The organism is Kitasatospora sp. NPDC004723 (assembly GCF_040609255.1).
GTDB lineage: Bacteria > Actinomycetota > Actinomycetes > Streptomycetales > Streptomycetaceae > Kitasatospora.
Genome location: NZ_JBEXJT010000022.1, coordinates 83,944 through 101,144 on the forward strand (window position 1 = coordinate 83,944; position 17,201 = coordinate 101,144).

Genomic DNA, 17,201 nt, shown 5'->3' on the forward strand with positions numbered 1-17,201 from the left:
TCCGCATGGCCCGGAAGATGGCCCGGAAGACGAAGGCCGCCACCCCCAGGACCGACCCCGGGCCGGGTCGCCGGACGTACTGGCTCCGGAGCCTGATCGCGCTCGCGGTGTGCGCCACCGCCGTGGGCGGCCTGGTCGCGTACCGCACGCTGTCCGACGAGCCGGGCGAGCGGCCGGTGACCGTCGACGAGGCCGCCCGGCTGGCCCTGTCACGCCTCAACCTGTTCCAGGCCAGCCCGGTCAGGGTGACGCTCGACGCCTCCGAGGGCGGGGGAGTCGCCGTCCGGGTCGAGGGCGTCGTCGACTACCGCAACCGCCGCGGCACCGGCCGCTACCAGGTCACCGGGGCGAGCGGCGCGCTCGACCACGGCCTGGTCGTCTGGGACGCCGGCGGCCTCGGGCTCGCCCCCGAACCGGCCGGCACGGAGGGCCCGGCCTGGCAGCAGGCCGAACGCGTCCCGCGGCAGGGCTGGTCCCCGCGCGGCTACACCGCCGACCCGCTGGACGCCGGGCTCCAGCTGATCGTCCAGCTCGGCGCCGACCGGCCCGACAACCCGCTGCTGCTCGCCCAGTCCGGGGCGCGCTGGCTCGGCCGCGACCGCCTCGACGGCCGCGACCACGACCGGTTCGCCGGCCCGCGCGCCCAGGGCGCCGCACCCGACGGCGAGCGCTCGCCGCTGACGTACTGGGTCGACGGCGACGGCGGGCTGCGGAAGCTGACGATGCGGATGCCGGGCCTGGGCACCCCGACCACGGTCGAGTTCGCCGGGCGGGACGACACCGCCAAGCTCCCCGAGGCGCCCTGGCTCACCGGCTGACCGGCTGACCGTCCCCCGGCCGGCCCGTCAGCCCGTCAGCGCGTCACCCCCGTCGGCCCGTCACCGCGCCGGCTGCGGCGGCAGCGCGGCGGGGTCCGTCGGCAACGCGTACGCCGCCGGGTCCACCGCCCCCGGCAGACCGGTCGCCGGCCGGCCGGGCGCCGCCGGATCGGCCAGCGACGGCTGCGCGGGCGGGGCCGGCACCTGGCTGAACGGCACGCCGGGCGGCGCCTGGACCGGTGCCGCCCGCCCGGCGGCCAGCGGCCCGTGGGCCGGCCCGCCGCAGGCCGCCGCGGCCTCCAGCCCGTCCGGGTTCTGCGTACCGGGCCGGTTGCCGCTGAAGCAGTTGCCCGGGTCGACGGAGGCGAGCACCAGGTCGGCGCCGTTGCCGTCCACCTGGTTGCCCTCGACCCGGTTGCCGCTCGCCGGGTGGCCCGCCGGGTCGGTGACGATCACCCCGGCCGCGCGGTTGCCCCGGACCAGGTTGCGCTCCACCCGGTTCGCCGTGCCGCCGCCGATCCCGATGCCGATGCCGAAGGCGCCGTCCGCCTGCTGGGGCGAGTCGGCGGCGTTGTTGTCGACCACCACGTTGCCCGCGATCACCGCGGCGTGCTGCGGGGCCAGCGCCTCCAGGTCGTTGGAGTTCACCGTCACGCCCACCCGGTTGCCCGCCGCGCGGTTGCCCAGGATCGACAGTTCGTCGGAGGCGTTGGTCAGCTCGATGCCGACCGCGTTGCGCTCCACCGTGTTGCCGCGCACCAAGGTCTGGCACGGCTTGCACTGGCCGACGTAGATGCCGGAGTCGGCGTGCCCGGAGGCGTAGGACTCCTCGATCACCCCGGCGCGGGCGTCGAAGGCGTAGATGCCGTACAGCCCGTTGTTGTAGGCCGTCACCCGGGTCGCCCGGAAGCCCACCACGGGAGGGAAGCGCTGGGTGTCCAGCGGGTCGTACGCCGAGCCGCCCGCCCCGCGCTGCTGGAGCTTCTCGTCGGTGACGCCGGTGAACAGCACGCCGTTGGCCAGGTAGCCGTGCACGGTGAGGTTCTCCACCACCGTGCCGGCGCCGGTGGCGGTGATGCCGTTGACCAGCTTCATCCCGCCGTCCAACACCACGGTGGAGCGGTCCGTGCCGCGCACCACGATGTTCGGCTTGGCGACCCGCACGCTCTCGCGGTAGGTGCCCGGGCCGATCAGCACCGTGTCGCCCTCGCGCGCGACGTCCACCGCCTTCTGGACGGTCGGGAAGTCCTCCGGCACGCGGACCACGCTCCCGGCCGGGTGCTTGGCGTCCTGCGCGGCCGGACCGGCGGAGGAGCACCCGGCGGCGGCCAGGACGACCGCGGCGGCGGACACGGCGGCGACAGCGGTCCGGCGGGATGATTGACGATCAGGAAACGTGATTTGCATGGCACGTGTTCTATCGTCTCCAATAGGGCGCATGCCCACCGGATCGGAAAATGCCACGTCGTCGAACCCCTCCGCCGCCTCCGGCGTCGGGCGGCGACGGGCGCTGCTGGCGGCCGGGGCGGCGCTCGCCGCCGGCGTCGGCGCGACGGTCGCCGATCTCGCGGGCAAGGACCGGACGGATCGCGGCACCACCGGTGGGCCGCCGCCCGAGGCGCCGATCCCCTTCCACGGCGTCCGGCAGGCCGGGCTGACGGCCCCGCAGCTGCCCGCGACCAAGCTGCTGGCCTTCGACCTCCCCGCCGCCGCCACCCCCGCGGACCGCGAGGCCCTGCGTTCCCTGCTCGCCGCCTGGACCCGCACCCTGGCCGCGGCGGCCGGACCGTCCGCCGACCCGCGGCTGCGCGCCGACGGGCGCGCCCCCCGGCTCACCTCGCTGGTCGGCCTCGGCCCGGGCCTCGCCGCCCGGCTCGCCCTCGCCGTCCCCGCCGGATTCGCCGAGCTGCCGCCGTTCCCCGGCGACCGGCTCGACGAGGCCCTCAGCGGCGGCGACCTGCTGCTCCAGCTGTGCGCCGCCGACCCCTGGACGCTCGCGGTCGTCGCCGAACTCGCCACCACCGCCGCCCGGGGCGCCGGCGCCGTGCCCCGCTGGGCGCAGTCCGGCTTCCTGCCCCCGACCGCGCCGGGCACCACGCCCCGCAACCTGTTCGGTTTCAAGGACGGCACCGCCAACCCGGACGGGGACCAGGCCCGCCAGTGGGTCTGGGGCCCGCCCGGGCCGCACGAGAACGCCACCGTCCTGGTCTACCGGCGGATCCGGATGGACACCGCCGCGTTCGCCGCCCTCGCCGAGGAGCAGCAGAACCTCGCCATGGGCCGCCGGATCGGCGACGGCGCCCCGCTGACCGGCACCGCCGAGCGCGACGAGCCGGACCTCTACGCCAAGCACCCCGACGGCGCCTACGTCATCCCCAACACCGCCCACGTCCGCCTCACCGGCCCCCGTCTCGACGGCGGCGCCCGGATGCTGCGCCGCGGCTACAGCTACGACGACGCCCCCGGCGACCGCGGCCTGCTGTTCTGCGCCTTCATGCGCGATGCCGCCCAGTTCACCCGCGTGCAGAACCGCCTCGCCGAGCGCGACGCGCTCAACCCCTTCCTCGAACACAACGCCTCCGCCGTCGCCTACGTCCTCCCCGGCGCCCCGGAGGGCGGCACCCTCGGCGACCGGCTCTGGGCCTGACCCCGGTCGACGGGGTGCGCCCTCAGGTCGTGGCGGCCTCGCGCAGCCGCTTCTTGTCCGGCTTGCCGACCGGCGTCAGCGGGATCTCGTCGACGAGGTGGAGCACCTCGGGGGCGAAGATCCGGCCCTTGCGCGCGGTGACGAAGGCACGGAGCTCGTCCAGCCCCGGCCGCTGCCCCGGGGCGGGGACGACGGCGACGTGGACGTGCTCCGCCTCCTGGTCGTCGCGGACCCCGAAGACCGCGCAGCGGGCGACCGCCGGGTGGGTGAGCAGGAGGTCCTCCACCTCGGACGGGTAGACGTGCCCGCCGACCACGATGATCAGGTCCTTGGCCCGGTCGGAGAGGTAGAGGTAGCCGTCCTCGTCGAAGTAGCCGACGTCGCCGGTGTTCAGCCAGCCGTCGCGCAGCACGGCGGCGGTGAGGTCGGGCCGCTTCCAGTACCCGGCCATGACGGTGCCGGAACGCAGGTGGATCTCGCCCTGTTCGCCGGTGGGCAGGTCGGTGCCGTCGAGCGAGCGGATCGCCACCTCGACGCCCGGGACGGGCCGCCCGACGGAGACCTGCCCGCCCTGGCCGGTCCGGTCGTGCTCGCGCGGGGTGAGCACGGAGATCAGCTGCGTCTCCGACATCCCGTAGATGCCGACCAGCACCGGCCCGAACACCTTCCGCGCCTCGCGGATCCGGGTCGGCGAGGAGGCGCTGCCCCCGTAGAGAACCTGCCGCAGGCCGGAGAGGTCGGTGCGGCCGATCGCCGGGTGGTCCAGCAGCTGGTGGAGCAGCGGCGGCAGCACCCAGAGGTCGGTGATGCGTTCGCGCTCGACGGCCGCCAGGACCGCGCCCGGGTCGAAGGAGCGCTGGAGGACGACCGTGCCGCCGCGCCGGAGGGTCAGGTCGGCGAGGATCCCGGCGAGGTGGGCGAGCGGGGTGGCGACGAGCAGGCGCGGCGGTCCGTCGGCGGGGTCGCTGCCGATCGGGGCGTCGAAGACGTGGCGGTAGGGCCCGTGCAGGCTGAGGATGCCCTTCGGGATGCCGGTGGTGCCGCCGGTGTGGCGGATGTTGAGGTCGTCCTCGGGTCCGATCCGGACGTCCGGCGGCTCGGCGGGCCGCCGGACGGAGGCGGCGACGACGTCCTCGCCGACGGCCGTGCCGGAGCCGGCGTCCGGCCCCGGGCCCAGGGTCAGCACGGTGGGCACGTCGATCAGCGGGAGCAACTCGGCGGCGGAGGCGTACCGTTCGGCGTCCACGAGCAGGATCGTCGTATCGACGCTCGCGGTGATCTCGGCCAGGACCGGGGCGCTCATGCCGTCGTACAGGTTCACCACCCGGGCGCCCGCGAGGCCGGCCGCGTACCGGGCGGCCAGGGCCTCGGGGGTGTTGCCCGTCAGCAGGGTCACGGTGGTGCCGCGGGCGGCGCCCCGGGCGATCAGCTCGTGGGCGAGTCGGTAGGTGGCGGCGGCGAAGTCGCCGGAGGTGATCACGGTGCCGTCGGCGCCGATGACGGCCCGCCGGTCGGGGGCGGACGCGAGGGAGCGGAGGATCAGGGCGGGGCCGCTGACGAACTCCGCGTCGCCCATGGCTACTTCTTCCTTGTAGTTTGCAACCATGGGCTCAGGCTAACCCCGCCCCGCCGCCGCGCCGGCAACCTCGTGCGGGTATCCGGCGGGAAAAGGCCGCTGCCGGACGCATGGGTGAGGGGTCGTCAGCGCACCCCCGGGGCCGGCGCCGCGGGCGGGCCGATCCGGTGAAAGCCGCCGCTGAACAGGTGGATCCGGTGGCCGTGGCCGCTGCCCGGGCGGGCGGCCGTCAACACATGCGGGTGCGCGCTCGGGGCCACCACCCTTCCTCCGGGGCGCTGCGCTCCGAACGAGAGGAACCACCCGTATGAGATCCGGCAAGACGTGCACAACAGTGACGGTCCGACCGGAGCCCCGGCTCCGCCGCCCCCTGCGACGGCCGGCCACCGGGGCGGTGGCGGTGGTCGCGGCGGTGCTCGCCGTCGGCGTCCCGTCCGGCACGGCGGCGGGCACGTCCGCGGCCCCGTCGGACAGCCCGTCGACCGCCCCGTCGACCGCCCCGTCGGCCGCCCCGTCGGCCGCGTCGGCCCCGGCGACCGGTCGGGCGACCACCGCACCGTCCGCCGGCGCGTCCGCGTCCGCCACCACGTCCGCCACCGGGTCCGCGTCCGCGCGGAGGCCGGACCTGACGCTCACCAAGACGGCGACACCGGCCACCGTGACCGGCGCCGGGCAGACCGTGACCTTCACCCTGCGGGTCACCAACACCGGGAACGCCCCCCTCACCGGCGTCTCCGTCAAGGACACCGCCTTCACCGGCGAGGGCGCCGCGCCGGTGATCTCCTGCCCGTCGACCGCCCTGGTCCGGGAAGCGTCGATGACCTGCACCGCGACGTACGTGGTCACCGGCCCCGACCTGAAGCAGGGCCGGGTCGACAACACCTCGGTGGCCGCCGCCAAGGCGCCCGACGGCAGCAGGGTGACCTCCGCCCCCGCGTCGGCGGCGGTCACCGCCGCGCTCGTCGGCCGGCCGCCCGGCTCGCCCTCCCCGTCGCCCTCCCGGACGGCGACACCCTCCCACCACCTGACCCACACGCCCTCCCGCACCCCCGCCGCCGTGCCGCCGGCGACCGGCGAGCCGTCGGCGGAGCACGCCCTTCCCGACACCGGAGCCGGCACCCGCACCCTCCTCGCGGCCGTCGGCGCCGCCCTCCTGATCGCGGCGGGCACCCCGCTCCTGCTCGCCGCCCGCCGCCGGGACTGACGCCCGCGCCCGGAGCCCTCGACCCCACCGGCCGGCACACCCCGGGTGTGCCGGCCGGTGCCGCACCCGCCCGGAGCGGACGCGCCGCCGTACGCGAGGATGGGGCCCACGGAAGCACAGGGTGAGGGGCAGCGGGTGGGCGGGGAGTACGGGGACGCGGACGGGGCCGGTACCCGCGTGCACAACCGGCTGACGGACAGTACGGTGCACGGCACCGTCGTCCAGGCCGGACGGGCCGACATCGTCATGAGGGCGACGGACTCCGTCGTACCGGCCGTGCCGGTGACCGTGACACCACCACTGGGCCTGCGGGACGCGCGCCGCCCGCTCAGGGGACGCGCCGACGTGCTGGCCCGGCTGGAAGCCGCACCGGCCGGGGAGCGGCTGCAGGTGCTCTGCGGGTTGGGCGGCTGCGGCAAGACCTCCCTCGCGCTGGAACTCGCCGCCCGGCGGACCGCCACCGGGTGCCGGGTGTGGTGGGTCGAGGCCCGCAACGGCCCCGCCCTGGAGGCCGCGCTGCGCGCCGTCGCCCGCCAGGCGGGCGCCGCCCCGGAGGAGCTCGAACGCGGGGACACCGCCGACGTCCTGTGGTCCCGCCTGGCGCGGCTGGACGGCCCGTGGCTGCTGGTCGTCGACAACGCCGACGACCCGGCCCTGCTCGACGGACCGGGCGCGCTGAGCGCCGGCACCGGCTGGATCCGCCCCGCCGCCGGAACCGGCACCGTCCTGGTCACCACCCGCGAGGGCACCGCCGCCACCTGGGGGCCTGCCGCCCGTCTGCACCCCCTGCGCCCCCTGACCGGCGAGCGGGCCGAGGACGCCGCCCGGATCCTGCGCGACCACGCCCCGCACGGCGCCGGCACCGAGGCCGAGGCCCTCGCCCTCGCCGCCCGCCTCGGCGGCCTCCCGCTCGCCCTGCGCCTGGCCGGCACCTACCTCACCGAGGCCGCCCGGACACCGGCCCCGTTCCGGGCACCCGGCACCCCGACCGGCTACGCCGACTACCAGCGGGCCTGGGAGGCCGGCCCGCAGGGCCTGGACCCCGAGCACGCCCTCTCCCGGACCTGGGCGATGTCCCTCGACCTGCTCGAACAGCGCGGCCACAGCCACGCCCGGCGCCTGCTGGAGCTGATCGCCTCCTTCGCCGACGCGGACCTGCCGTACGCCCTCCTCCTCACCCCCGAACGCCTCGCCGCCACCGGCCCGCTCGCCGCCCTCGACGGCCCCGCCCTCTGGCAGCACCTCACCGCACTCGCCGCCTTCGGCCTGATCGACCTCCCCGACCCCGCCCCCGACTCACCCCCGGTGCTGCGCATGCACCCCCTCGTACGGGACGCCTCACGCACGGCCGAGGCCGGGGCGACCGCCCTGGGCCTCCTGGTGGCGGCGGCGCTCGCGGAGGAGACGGGGATTCCGGAGCGGGCCGAGTTCTGGAAGCTCTGGCGACTCCTCGCCCCGCACATCCTGGACGGCTTCCACCGGGTCGACACCGAAACCCTCACCGACGAGTACCTCCTGGACCTCACCGAGGCCGTGAACCTGGCCGCCCGCTACCTCCGGGTCGGCGGCCTCCTCACCCAGGCCCGGGCCGAGTTCGAGGCGATCCTTGCTCTCGAATGCGAACGGGTGGGCGATACTCACTCCGGGGCGCTTGTCACCCGTAGCCGTCTTGCCCGAGTCCTGAGTGACCTGGGTGAGTTCGACGCGGCCCGGGCGGAGCTCGAGTGGGTGCTTGCCGTTCAGCGTGGGCTGGGCGATGGGGCCCAGCTACTCACCCTGAACACGCGTCGTTCTCTGGCTCGGGTGCTGCTGGTCATGGGGGAGGCGGACGCCTCCCGGGCGGAGTTCGAGGCCCTCCTTACCCTGCTGCGGGACGAACTTGGCGACGACGCCACCGCTACGCTCGACACCCGGCGCGAAGTCGCTTTGATCCTCCATGACCAGGGGGAGTTGGAGGGGGCCCGGGCCGAGTTCGAGGCCGTTCTCGACATCCGGCGGAGCCACCTCGACGACGATTCTCCCACGGCGTTCAGCACCCGCGTAGCCATCGCTCAACTCCTCTACGACCTGGGGGAAATGGAAGAAGCCAGGGAAGAGTTTGCGACGGTTCTCGCTCTCCAACGGGCGCAGATGGGCGAGACCCACGCAGAGACCCTTGTCACCCGCCACAACCTCGCCGTGGTGTTCCTCACGATGGGAGAGCTTGAGGTGGCCCGGGCCCAGCTGGAGACGGTGGTCGCTCTCGAACGTGAGCAGTGGGGGGAAGCCCATCCGGTGTGCCTCACTGCTCGCCACACCCTCGCCCTGACGCTCCTCGGTCTGGGGGAGAGGGAAGCGGCAGTCGCCGAGTACGAGGCGATCCTCGCGATTCAGCGCGAGCGGTTGGGCGAGAACCACCCCGACACCCTCGCCGCCCGCCAGGACCTCGCCGACGCCCAGGACCCCCCGGCGGCGGCCGAGCCCGAGCCGGCCGAACCTTCCTGATCCCGGCCGGGAACGGCGGCGCCGGCACCACGCGTTGGGCCGGCATGGTGATGATGTCGGGTCTGCTCCTCATGGCCGTTCTGGTGATCGTGCCCTTCACCCTGGCGGCGGCCCGGCAGGTCGTCGTGCGGTCGGGCCGCCCCGGGTGGCTGTCCCGGCGGCTGGCGGCCCGGGCGCGCGGGGGCGGCGGGCTCGGCCTCGGCGCCACCGCGACCGAGGAGTTGCACGCGTTCTTCAACGCGAACAAGCGCGTGCAGATCGAGCAGCGGCGGACCCAGCTGGTCCTGCGGGACGACGACCACGCCGGTGCTCCGCCCCGCACCCGTCTCGACCTGGACCTCGGCACTGCCTTCATCGAGCAGCAGCGGTAGGGGAGGGCGGCTGCGTGGCGAGCCCCCCCGGGGCCGTGGTCAGACGGCCGCCACCTCCACCGTGTGGACGGCGTTGCGCGCGCCCGACGGCGGCTGGACGCGGCCCCGGGCGTCGGTGGCGCGGCAGCGGATGCGGTGCGGGCCGGGGGACAGCCGGCAGGGGAGGGCGAACCGCTGCCAGACGGGCTCCGGGCCGCGCGGTTGCAGGAGGGCCGGGCGCCAGCCGTCGTCGTCGACGGCGACCTCCACCGAGACGACCGGCTCGTAGCTCCACGCCCGGCCGGTCAGCTCGTGCGTCCCGGCCGCCACCCGCTGTCCGTCGCGCGGGTCGAGGAGCTTGCTGTTGACGTCCACCTCCCGCACCGGGCGCGGTGCGCCGCCGCCGGGCGGGACGCGGGTGTAGAGGCGGGTGGTGAACAGGTGCTCGGGCCGCTGCTCGGAAAGCACCACGCGGGTCAGCCACTTGACCGAGTTGGTGGCGAACAGCCGGGGCGCCACCGCGCGCAGCGGGAAACCGTGCCGTCGCGGCAGCGGTTCGCCGTTGACGGTGTCGGCCAGCAGCACCTCGTCCCGGGCCTGCTCCAGCGGCAGGTCCTTCAGGTACCCGAGCCCGCCCTCGCCGGCGAACGAGCCGCGGTCGGCGCCCTCGAACCAGACGTGCCGGGCCTGCGGACGCGGGGCCGCGAGGGCCAGGACGTCGGCGAGCGCCACACCGGACCACTCCAGGTTGGCGACGGCGCGGGTCGGGACGTCGGGACGCGACGGGTTGCCGAAGCACTCGTGGAAGGCGGTGAGGCGGGTGCGGGCCAGCCCGCGCAGTGCCGCGAGGTCCAGCCAGAGCGGCCGCTCCACCAGACCCTCGACGGTCAGCGTCCAGGCGGAGGCTTCGAGTTCGGGCGGCGGCCCGAGGTGGTTCCGGGCGAAGAGGTGCTCGACGGGGGTGAGGAAGGCGTCGGGAGTGCTCGGATCGGCGGGCGTGGCCTGCACACGGGCTCCGTACGTCGTCGGTCCGCCCCGCCGGGACCGGGAGGCCGTGGCGGGGCGGACCGGGGTGGACTCCGGCTGGACCCTAGGAAGGATTGCGGTCCGAACGATCCGTGTCCACCCGCCCGTTGCGGCCCGGAGTCGGGTCCGCCGACCCCGGCCGCGGTGCCTCAGGGGCTGCTGCCCGGGCGGTAGGTGGTGAGCTCGCCGTGTTCCGACAGCGCGCCGGCCAGGTCACCGGGCCGCTGCCGCAGGGTGGCGTCCAGGAAGGCGAGTGTGGTCTCCGCGACGACGCGCGGGCTCTCGGTGCGGCCCAGCGAGCCGACCAGTGCGGGCACGGGCGGCAGGTACAGCGGGGCGTCCATGAAGGTGAGGTGCGCGGCGCCGGGAATGCTGAGCCGGTAGCTCGTCGCAGTGCTGAGCTTGAGGACCTCGGTGAGGCGGGGCAGGTAGCGCGGGTCGGTCGCCGGGCCGATCTCCTGGGTGAGTGCGAGCACCGGCTGGCGGAACGGGCGCGGGTCGGGGTCGCGGGGGTAGCCGTCCAGGTCGATGACGGCGGCGAACCGGGCGTCCTGACGGGCTGCCTGCAGGGCGGCGCCGCCGCCGAGGGAGTGGCCGGTCACCGCGGCCCGGGCGGTGTCCAGACGGCCGGTCAGCGGGTCGCCGGTCTCGCCCCGGTCCAGCCGGCCCAGCTGGGTGAGGGCGAAGCCGAGGTCGGCGGCCCGGATTCCGGCGGTCGCGGCGGCCCGCCTGTTGTCCTCGGCGTCGTCGCCGGTGGCGGAGACTTCGGTGCGGATCGTCCGGCCGTCGGCGAGGACGACGGCGGCGGAGTCGTACGGGTGGTCGAGGGCGGCGACCAGGTAGCCGTTGCTCGCCAGCTCCTCCGCCCAGGCGGTGTTCTGGGTGCGCACGCCGCCCAGCCCGGGCGAGAACAGCACGACCGGGAACCGGGCGCCGTCACGCGCCACCGGGGCGTCGGGAACCGCACGGGTACGGGCCCGCGGGACACCGTCCATCAGGAAGCCGGGGAGGCCGACGTAGCTGGCGAGGGCGTCGGCGACGGTGCGCGCCTCCTGCTCCGTGCGGCCGAGGTACTGGGCCCGCTGGGTACCCGAGGGGCTCTCCTGCGCGGGGTACCAGAGCTGGACCACGACCGTGCGCCGGTCGTCGGGTTCGGGAGTGGCGGTCTCGGGGCGGTCCGGGTCGGTCCACTGCAGCACCCGGGTCCCGACCGCGAACCGGCCCGTCGGCTCGGGGAACACGGGCACCGGGAAGGCCAGGGCGGCCGCCGGGCCGGTCGCGGTCAGGGCGAAGCAGACCAGCGATCCCGGCAGCGCCAGCCACCACCGGGCCCGCCTCGCCGGCCGGCCGGTACGCCGTCGGACCAGCGGGGAGACGGCGAACGGCAACGCCAGGACGGCGCCCGCCACCACCGGGAGCAGCTGCCAGCGGAGCCCCAGCACGCTCAGCACCAGCGCGGACAGCAGGAAGGCCGCACCCGCCGCGATCGTGACGGGCGGGCGGGCGGCGGGGGGAAGCCAACGCGCCACCACCAGCGCGACGGCGCCGAGCAGGGCGAGGATCTCCAGGAGGGACATCTGCGGTCCCGTGAGTATGTCGGTCACCCGGTCATCGTCGGCGCGGGCCACGCCTCGCCACATCGATCCCCGGTCGCCGACCGGTGCCACCGCGGTCGGCATCCCGGACCGTCCTCCTGCGACCGGGATCGCAGGAGGACCGGCCCGGTCGGCGGCCGCGTTGCGACCGGGGGAGGTGGCGGGGCTCCTCCTGCGGTCGTAGCCCGGCACGGCGCGATCAGACGGTGGACGCATGCGTCCCGCCGGGCCGCGCCCTACCGTGACACCCGGTGCGGCTCCGACCGGGGCCGCCGTGACGCCGAACCGACAGGGACGTGGGATGACCGAGCCGGCCGTGGAAACCGGCGGTTCCCGCCCGGTGCGCCACCGGGGCAGGGCGCCGCGGGCGTGGGCCGCGTGGCTCGCGGGGTACGCCGACCTGACCTCCGCGCGAGCGGCGCGGCCGGTGAGCGCGGCGCGGCGCTGGGGCTCCCGGCTGCCGCCCGCGGTGGGGGACTCGCTGCTGTCGGCCCTGCTCCTCGTCAACGTCCTGACCACGCACACCCCGCGGGGGCTGCCGGTGGCGCTCGCCCTCACCGCCGCCCTCACCCTGCCGCTGCTGTGGCGGCGCCGGGCGCCGCGCAGCGTGTTCGGCGTGGTGGCGGCCGTGGCCCTGGTCCAGTGGCTGGTGGACGTGCAACTGCCGGCCGACATCGCCCTGCTGGTGGCGCTCTACACGGTGGCCGCGCGCTCGGGGCGGTGCGGCACGCTTCTCGCCTGGGCCGTCGTGGAGGCGGGGGTCCTCCTGGCCTGCCTGCGCTGGGCGGGGGAGGACGCCTTCCTGACCCCCTTCGTCGCGGTGACCGCGACGGCCGTGGCCGCCGCCGTGCTCGGGGTGAACGTGAGGACCACGCGGGCCTACCTCGCGGCCGTGGAGGAACGGGCCGCACGGCTGGAGCAGCAGCAGGAACAGCAGGCGCGGCTGGCCGTCGCCGAGGAACGGGCACGCATCACCCGCGAGATGCACGACATCGTCACCCACAACCTGTCCGTCATGGTCGCGCTCACCGACGCCGCCGTCTACGCTCAGCACCGGTCGCCCGACAAGGCGACCGCCGCCATGCTCCAGATCTCCGAGACGGGCCGGCAGGCCCTGACCGACATGCGGCGCTCGCTGGGCGTGCTGCGGACCGACGAGGCGGACGCGCAGCGCCACCCGCTGCCCGGCATCGCGCAACTGCGGGCCCTCGCCGACCAGATGAGCGCCGCCGGGCTGCCGACCGGCCTGGAGGTGCACGGCACCCACACCGGCGTTCCCGCCACCGCCCAACTGACCGTCTACCGCCTGGTGCAGGAAGCCTTGACCAACGCCCTCAAGCACACACCCCCCGGCACCCGCGCGGAGGTCCGCGTCCGGTGCTCGGCCGAGGCCGTCACCGTGGACGTCACCGACAGCGGCCCCGACCCGACGCTGCCCGGCGCCACACCGTCCGGCCACGGCATCCCCGGCATGCGCGAGCGCGCGGCCTCCTACGGGGGGACCCTGCGGGCCGGACCGCTGCCGGGCGGCGGCTGGGGCGTCCGCACCCGCCTCGACCTCGGCAGCGGCGGGGAGGCGTCCCGATGACGATCCGCATCCTGATCGCCGACGACGAGGCACTGCTCCGGATGGCCTTCGGCACGGTCCTGGAGGCCCAGCCCGACATGGCACCGGTCGGGGAGGCCACGGACGGCGCCGAGGCGGTCCGGCTCGCCCGGGAACTGCGGCCCGACGTCGTCCTCATGGACGTCCGGATGCCCGGGACGGACGGGATCGAGGCGACCCACCGGGTGATCCGGGCCTCCCCGCAGAGCAAGGTGCTGATCCTCACCACCTTCGACCTCGACGAGTACGCCTTCGCCGGACTCAACGCCGGGGCCTCGGGCTTCCTGCTGAAGAACACCAGGCCCGAGGAACTGCTCACCGCGATCCGCAGCGTGGCCGCGGGCGACGCGGTGGTCTCCCCGCGGATCACCCGCCTGCTGCTGGAGAACGTCCGTCCGCACCTGCCCGGCCGCGGCAACGCCGCGCACGACGAGCGGCTGCGACGGCTCAGCCCCCGCGAGCGGGAGGTGCTGGTCCAGGTGGGCCGCGGTCTGTCCAACGCCGAGATCGCGGCCACCCTGCACCTCGCCGAGGCGACCGTGAAGTCCCACCTGGGGCGGGTGCTGCAGAAGCTCGAACTCCGCGACCGGATCCAGGTGGTGATCTTCGCCTACGAGAGCCGCCTCGTCCGCCCGTCCTGACGCCTGCCGGCGTCCTTCGGCCAGGACGGAAGGACGCCGAGCCGGCGGAGCTGGGCGAGAAGGTCGACGACGCCCCAGGCCTCGGCGATCCGGCCGTCGGCGAATCGGGGTCGCCGGAGTTGACGGCGTCGTGCAGCCGCCGCAGCGTCGCCACATGGGCCAGGGCGGTGGCGGGGGACTCGGGCACGGGTTCCTCCTGGTGCTCGGATGCTCGGGGTGTTCGAGAGCCGTACAGAGGACGGTCGCGGGCCGCGATCTGTGACACCGGACCGTCGGCGAGTGCCGCGATCCGTCCCGGCGCGCCGCCGCCGACGAGCGGCCCGGGAGCGTCGATACTGCGGCCGTGACCGATCACCGGGCGAGGCCCGACCGCCGACGGTTCCTCACGGCCGCCACCGCCGCCGGCACGCTCGCCGTCCTCGGCGGCGGCCTCGGCCCGGGCGCACCGGCCGCCGCCGCGGCGCGGCGCTCGCTGCTGGGCCACGAGGTCCGACGCCTGCCCACCGAGGAGCACGTGCTGGCGGTGACCTTCAACGCGGCCTGGAACGACGACGGCCTGCCCGAGGTGCTGACCGCACTCGAACGGCGCGGCGTCGGCGCCGCCTTCTTCCTCACCGGCCGCTTCGCCGAGCAGTACCCGGCCGCCGCCCGCACGCTCGCCGACGCCGGCCACGGCCTGGCCAACCACTCCTACGACCACCCGCCGCTCGCCGGGCTCACGGCGGACGGCCTGCGCGAGCAGGTCCGGCGGACCGACCGGGCGATCCGGGCGGCGGCCGGCACCGGGCCGCTGCCGTTCTACCGCTTCCCCTACGGCGAGACCACGCCCGAGGCGATCGAGGTCGTCAACGCCCTCGGCCGCGCCGACATCGAGTTCACCCAGGACACCAACGGCTACCTCGGCACCGTCGGCGGCATGACCGTGCCGAAGGCGGTCGAGCGCGCCGTCGCCGCCCTCGTCCCCGGCGCGATCCTGCAGCTCCACCTCGGCAGCAGTCCCTCCAACGGCCCCGGCCTCGACCCCGCCGCCCTCCCGCTGATCCTGGACGCCGCCGAGGCCCGCGGCTACCGCGTCACCACCCTGGACGCCTTCCTGGACCCCGCCACCGGCCTGCCAGGCTGAGGGGTGTAGCGGCGACGGGCCGGGGTAGGCGGCTGGGTGTGACCTCGCTGTTCACCAACCGTCGCGACGCCGGTCGCAGGCTGGCCCTGCGGATCGGTGAGCACCTGCGCGCCCGTGGCGGGGCGGAGCCGGTGGTCGTCGGGCTGGCCCCGGGCGGGGTCGCGGTCGCGGCGGAGGTGGCGCGCGAGCTGGCGGCGCCGCTGGACGTGATGGTGGCCCGTCCCCTCAACGCGCCCGGCAACGGCACACCGCTCGGCGCGCTCGCCGACGAGGAGCCGCCGGTGCTGAACCGGCGGGTGATGCGCGGCCTGGGGCTCGGGGTGGCGGACCTGGAGTCCGAGGTGAGCCACCAGCGGGTGGAGCTGCACCGGCTGGAGAAGCTGTACCGGGACCGCCGGCCGGCGCTTCCGGTGGACGGCCGGACGGTGGTGCTGGTGTGCGACGGCGTGGTGTGCGGGCCGCTGATCCCGGCCGCGGTGTCCGCGCTGCGCGCCCGCGGGCCGGGTTGGCTGGTACTGGCCGCCCCGGTGTGCGACGCGCGGTCGGCGGCCGGGCTGCAGCGGATCGTCGACGTCCTGCTCTGCCTGCGCGAGGCCACCTATCTGCACGCGGTGGGCCCCTGGTACGACGACTTCCGGGACGTCACCGACCGTGAGGTGGCGGTTCTGCTGCGGCAGCAGCCGACCGCCCGCCGCCCGGGCTGAGCCGCCCCGGTCGGGTGTCCGCGCGGTCGGGTGCGCGTGCCTCAGGTGCCGGTGGCCGGGAGCAGCAGCAGCCGCTCGGGGTCGAACGGCATCCAGGCCGGGGCCTCGCCGCGTCCCATCGTGCGCACGCGGCACCAGGCCGGGGCGCCGGCCGGACGCCACCAGGCGTTGATCCGGCCCACCGACCAGCTGCCGTCCGCCCGGTTGACCTGGACCGGCTGGTAGGCCGGCTCGACCTCGTGCTCCGGCGGCTGCCAGCCGGGTGCGCCGCCCGGGTGGGGCGCCGCGGTCTGCTGCCGGGGACCGTCTGCCATGTCTTCCCCTCCTGTGCGGGCCGTCGCGCCAACTCTACAGGCGTGTAGTAGTTCGTGGGGGTCCGGTGGGTGAAATTCGGTCGAGCGGGCGGGGTCGGGCGCGTACGGTCGGGGCCGGGCGGGAGTCAGGGGCCGGGTGGGAGTCAGGGGGCGCGGTGGCGGCGGGCTGGGGTACGGCGTTGCTGTTGGGCCTGGTGGTGCTGGTGGGCTCGTCGGTGCAGCGGCTGGCGGGTGTCGGGTTCGCGCTCGTCGCGGGACCGGCGCTGGTCCTGCTGCTGGGGCCGGGGGAGGGCGTGACGCTCTCCAACTGCGCGGCCGGCGTGATCAGCGCCGTCGGACTGGCGGAGACCTGGCGGCAGGTGCGGCTCGCGCGGATGCTGCCGCTGGTCGGCGCCGCCGCGTGCACCGTCCCGCTGGGCGCGTGGGTGGCCGCGCGGGTGCCGACCCCGGCGCTGCTGATCGGCATCGGACTGCTGGTCAGCGCGGCGGCGCTGCTGGTGATCCGGGGTGTCCGGGCCTCCGCGCTGCGCGGTCTGCGGGGCGCGCTGGCGGCGGGCGCGGCCAGCGGGCTCATGAACTCCGCCGCCGGGGTCGGCGGTCCGGCGGTGTCCCTGTACGCCGTGAACACCGGCTGGAGCGCCCGGGAGTTCCTGCCCAACGCGCAGTTCTACGGAGTGGCCGTCAATGTGTTCTCGCTGGCGGCCAAGGGGGCTCCGCACCTGGCGGCGCCCGCCTGGTCGACCACCGCGGGCGGGATCGTGCTCGGCGCGGGCGTCGGCCGGGTGCTGGCGGACCGGGTGCCGGAGCGCGGCGCCCGGCTGGTGGTGCTGGGCCTGGCGCTGGCCGGCGGCCTCACCACCCTCGGCAAGGGCCTCTGGGGGCTCTGACGCACCGCCCGGCGCGGGGACGACGGCGCCGGGCCACCCCGGCGGTCGTGCCGTCCCCGTGCGGCTCCGCATCGAAGCCGCCGACCCGCCGGGCCGCTCCTGCCCGGCCGCTGTGCGCGGCGGTCCGGCCCCGGCCGTGGTCCGGTCGGCGCAGGACGTGAACGGGCCCGGGGCGTCCGGGGGCTGAAGGTCGCCCGCTTACCCCGTCCACATACCGGGGCGGGGT

15 protein-coding genes are annotated in these 17,201 nt (G+C 76.0%); 10 read left to right on the forward strand and 5 right to left on the reverse strand.

Features of this window, described 5'->3' with window-relative positions; all coding sequences use genetic code 11:
- The first annotated feature begins 5 nt into the window (after nt 1-5).
- The gene (locus tag ABZW10_RS21625) at nt 6-818 is read left to right on the forward strand and encodes a hypothetical protein (protein WP_355368255.1); all 813 of its coding nucleotides are present in this window, start codon (nt 6-8) and stop codon (nt 816-818) included.
- A gap of 60 nt (nt 819-878) precedes the next feature.
- Here the strand turns inward: ABZW10_RS21625 and ABZW10_RS21630 are convergent, their stop codons facing one another.
- Complete coding sequence (locus ABZW10_RS21630; protein ID WP_355368258.1) at nt 879-2,171, reverse strand: right-handed parallel beta-helix repeat-containing protein; 1,293 nt, start codon at nt 2,169-2,171, stop codon at nt 879-881.
- A gap of 85 nt (nt 2,172-2,256) precedes the next feature.
- Between ABZW10_RS21630 and ABZW10_RS21635 the strand changes: the two genes are divergently transcribed.
- On the forward strand, nt 2,257-3,465 hold the full coding sequence (locus ABZW10_RS21635; protein WP_355368261.1) for a Dyp-type peroxidase: 1,209 nt from the start codon (nt 2,257-2,259) through the stop codon (nt 3,463-3,465).
- Nucleotides 3,466-3,487: 22 nt separating this feature from the next.
- Here the strand turns inward: ABZW10_RS21635 and ABZW10_RS21640 are convergent, their stop codons facing one another.
- Nucleotides 3,488-5,071: an AMP-binding protein gene (locus tag ABZW10_RS21640; protein ID WP_355368264.1), complete on the reverse strand. Its 1,584-nt coding sequence runs from the start codon at nt 5,069-5,071 to the stop codon at nt 3,488-3,490.
- Between the two features lie 304 nt (nt 5,072-5,375).
- On the opposite strand from ABZW10_RS21640, the gene ABZW10_RS21645 reads away from it, so the two are divergent.
- From ABZW10_RS21645 to ABZW10_RS21655, 3 genes are all read left to right on the forward strand, one after another.
- Nucleotides 5,376-6,245, forward strand: coding sequence for a hypothetical protein (locus tag ABZW10_RS21645; RefSeq protein WP_355368267.1), 870 nt, complete (start codon nt 5,376-5,378; stop codon nt 6,243-6,245).
- Nucleotides 6,246-6,380: 135 nt separating this feature from the next.
- A complete protein-coding gene (locus tag ABZW10_RS21650; protein WP_355368270.1) occupies nt 6,381-8,729 on the forward strand; it encodes a tetratricopeptide repeat protein in 2,349 nt (782 codons plus the stop codon).
- Nucleotides 8,730-8,773: 44 nt separating this feature from the next.
- Nucleotides 8,774-9,100, forward strand: a complete 327-nt coding sequence (locus ABZW10_RS21655; protein ID WP_355368273.1) for a DUF6191 domain-containing protein — start codon at nt 8,774-8,776, stop codon at nt 9,098-9,100.
- A 39-nt stretch (nt 9,101-9,139) separates the two neighbouring features.
- On the opposite strand, the gene ABZW10_RS21660 is transcribed toward ABZW10_RS21655, so the two are convergent.
- Nucleotides 9,140-10,087 carry a molybdopterin-dependent oxidoreductase gene (locus ABZW10_RS21660; protein ID WP_355368276.1) on the reverse strand — a complete coding sequence of 316 codons (948 nt, stop codon included), beginning with the start codon at nt 10,085-10,087 and terminating at the stop codon, nt 9,140-9,142.
- A gap of 167 nt (nt 10,088-10,254) precedes the next feature.
- A complete protein-coding gene (locus ABZW10_RS21665) occupies nt 10,255-11,745 on the reverse strand; it encodes a hypothetical protein (protein WP_355368346.1) in 1,491 nt (496 codons plus the stop codon).
- A gap of 256 nt (nt 11,746-12,001) precedes the next feature.
- On the opposite strand from ABZW10_RS21665, the gene ABZW10_RS21670 reads away from it, so the two are divergent.
- The 4 genes from ABZW10_RS21670 (at nt 12,002) to ABZW10_RS21685 (ending at nt 15,774) form a co-directional block, all read left to right on the forward strand.
- Nucleotides 12,002-13,288, forward strand: a complete 1,287-nt coding sequence (locus ABZW10_RS21670) for a histidine kinase (protein WP_355368279.1) — start codon at nt 12,002-12,004, stop codon at nt 13,286-13,288.
- Entirely contained in the window at nt 13,285-13,947 is a 663-nt protein-coding gene (locus ABZW10_RS21675) for a response regulator transcription factor (protein WP_355368282.1), read from the forward strand. Before ABZW10_RS21670 ends, ABZW10_RS21675 begins: the two co-directional genes overlap by 4 nt.
- A gap of 343 nt (nt 13,948-14,290) precedes the next feature.
- Nucleotides 14,291-15,070: a polysaccharide deacetylase family protein gene (locus tag ABZW10_RS21680; RefSeq protein ID WP_355368285.1), complete on the forward strand. Its 780-nt coding sequence runs from the start codon at nt 14,291-14,293 to the stop codon at nt 15,068-15,070.
- A gap of 38 nt (nt 15,071-15,108) precedes the next feature.
- Nucleotides 15,109-15,774 carry a phosphoribosyltransferase family protein gene (locus tag ABZW10_RS21685; protein ID WP_355368288.1) on the forward strand — a complete coding sequence of 222 codons (666 nt, stop codon included), beginning with the start codon at nt 15,109-15,111 and terminating at the stop codon, nt 15,772-15,774.
- A 41-nt stretch (nt 15,775-15,815) separates the two neighbouring features.
- Here the strand turns inward: ABZW10_RS21685 and ABZW10_RS21690 are convergent, their stop codons facing one another.
- Nucleotides 15,816-16,088 (reverse strand): hypothetical protein, encoded by a 273-nt coding sequence (locus ABZW10_RS21690; RefSeq protein ID WP_355368291.1) that lies wholly within the window; start codon nt 16,086-16,088, stop codon nt 15,816-15,818.
- A 155-nt stretch (nt 16,089-16,243) separates the two neighbouring features.
- Here ABZW10_RS21690 and ABZW10_RS21695 point away from each other — a divergent pair, with 155 nt between their 5' ends.
- Nucleotides 16,244-16,975 carry a sulfite exporter TauE/SafE family protein gene (locus tag ABZW10_RS21695; protein ID WP_355368294.1) on the forward strand — a complete coding sequence of 244 codons (732 nt, stop codon included), beginning with the start codon at nt 16,244-16,246 and terminating at the stop codon, nt 16,973-16,975.
- The last annotated feature ends 226 nt before the right edge of the window (nt 16,976-17,201 follow it).

Bases quoted from the DNA above. Each gene is read 5' to 3' on its own strand.
- ABZW10_RS21675 (WP_355368282.1), top strand. From the start codon at position 13,285: ATGACGATCCGCATCCTGATCGCCGACGACGAGGCACTGCTCCGGATG.
- ABZW10_RS21635 (WP_355368261.1), top strand. From the start codon at position 2,257: ATGCCCACCGGATCGGAAAATGCCACGTCGTCGAACCCCTCCGCCGCC.
- ABZW10_RS21655 (WP_355368273.1), top strand. From the start codon at position 8,774: ATGGTGATGATGTCGGGTCTGCTCCTCATGGCCGTTCTGGTGATCGTG.
- ABZW10_RS21665 (WP_355368346.1), bottom strand. From the start codon at position 11,745: ATGTGGCGAGGCGTGGCCCGCGCCGACGATGACCGGGTGACCGACATA.
- ABZW10_RS21690 (WP_355368291.1), bottom strand. From the start codon at position 16,088: ATGGCAGACGGTCCCCGGCAGCAGACCGCGGCGCCCCACCCGGGCGGC.
- ABZW10_RS21625 (WP_355368255.1), top strand. From the start codon at position 6: ATGGCCCGGAAGATGGCCCGGAAGACGAAGGCCGCCACCCCCAGGACC.
- ABZW10_RS21640 (WP_355368264.1), bottom strand. From the start codon at position 5,071: ATGGTTGCAAACTACAAGGAAGAAGTAGCCATGGGCGACGCGGAGTTC.
- ABZW10_RS21670 (WP_355368279.1), top strand. From the start codon at position 12,002: ATGACCGAGCCGGCCGTGGAAACCGGCGGTTCCCGCCCGGTGCGCCAC.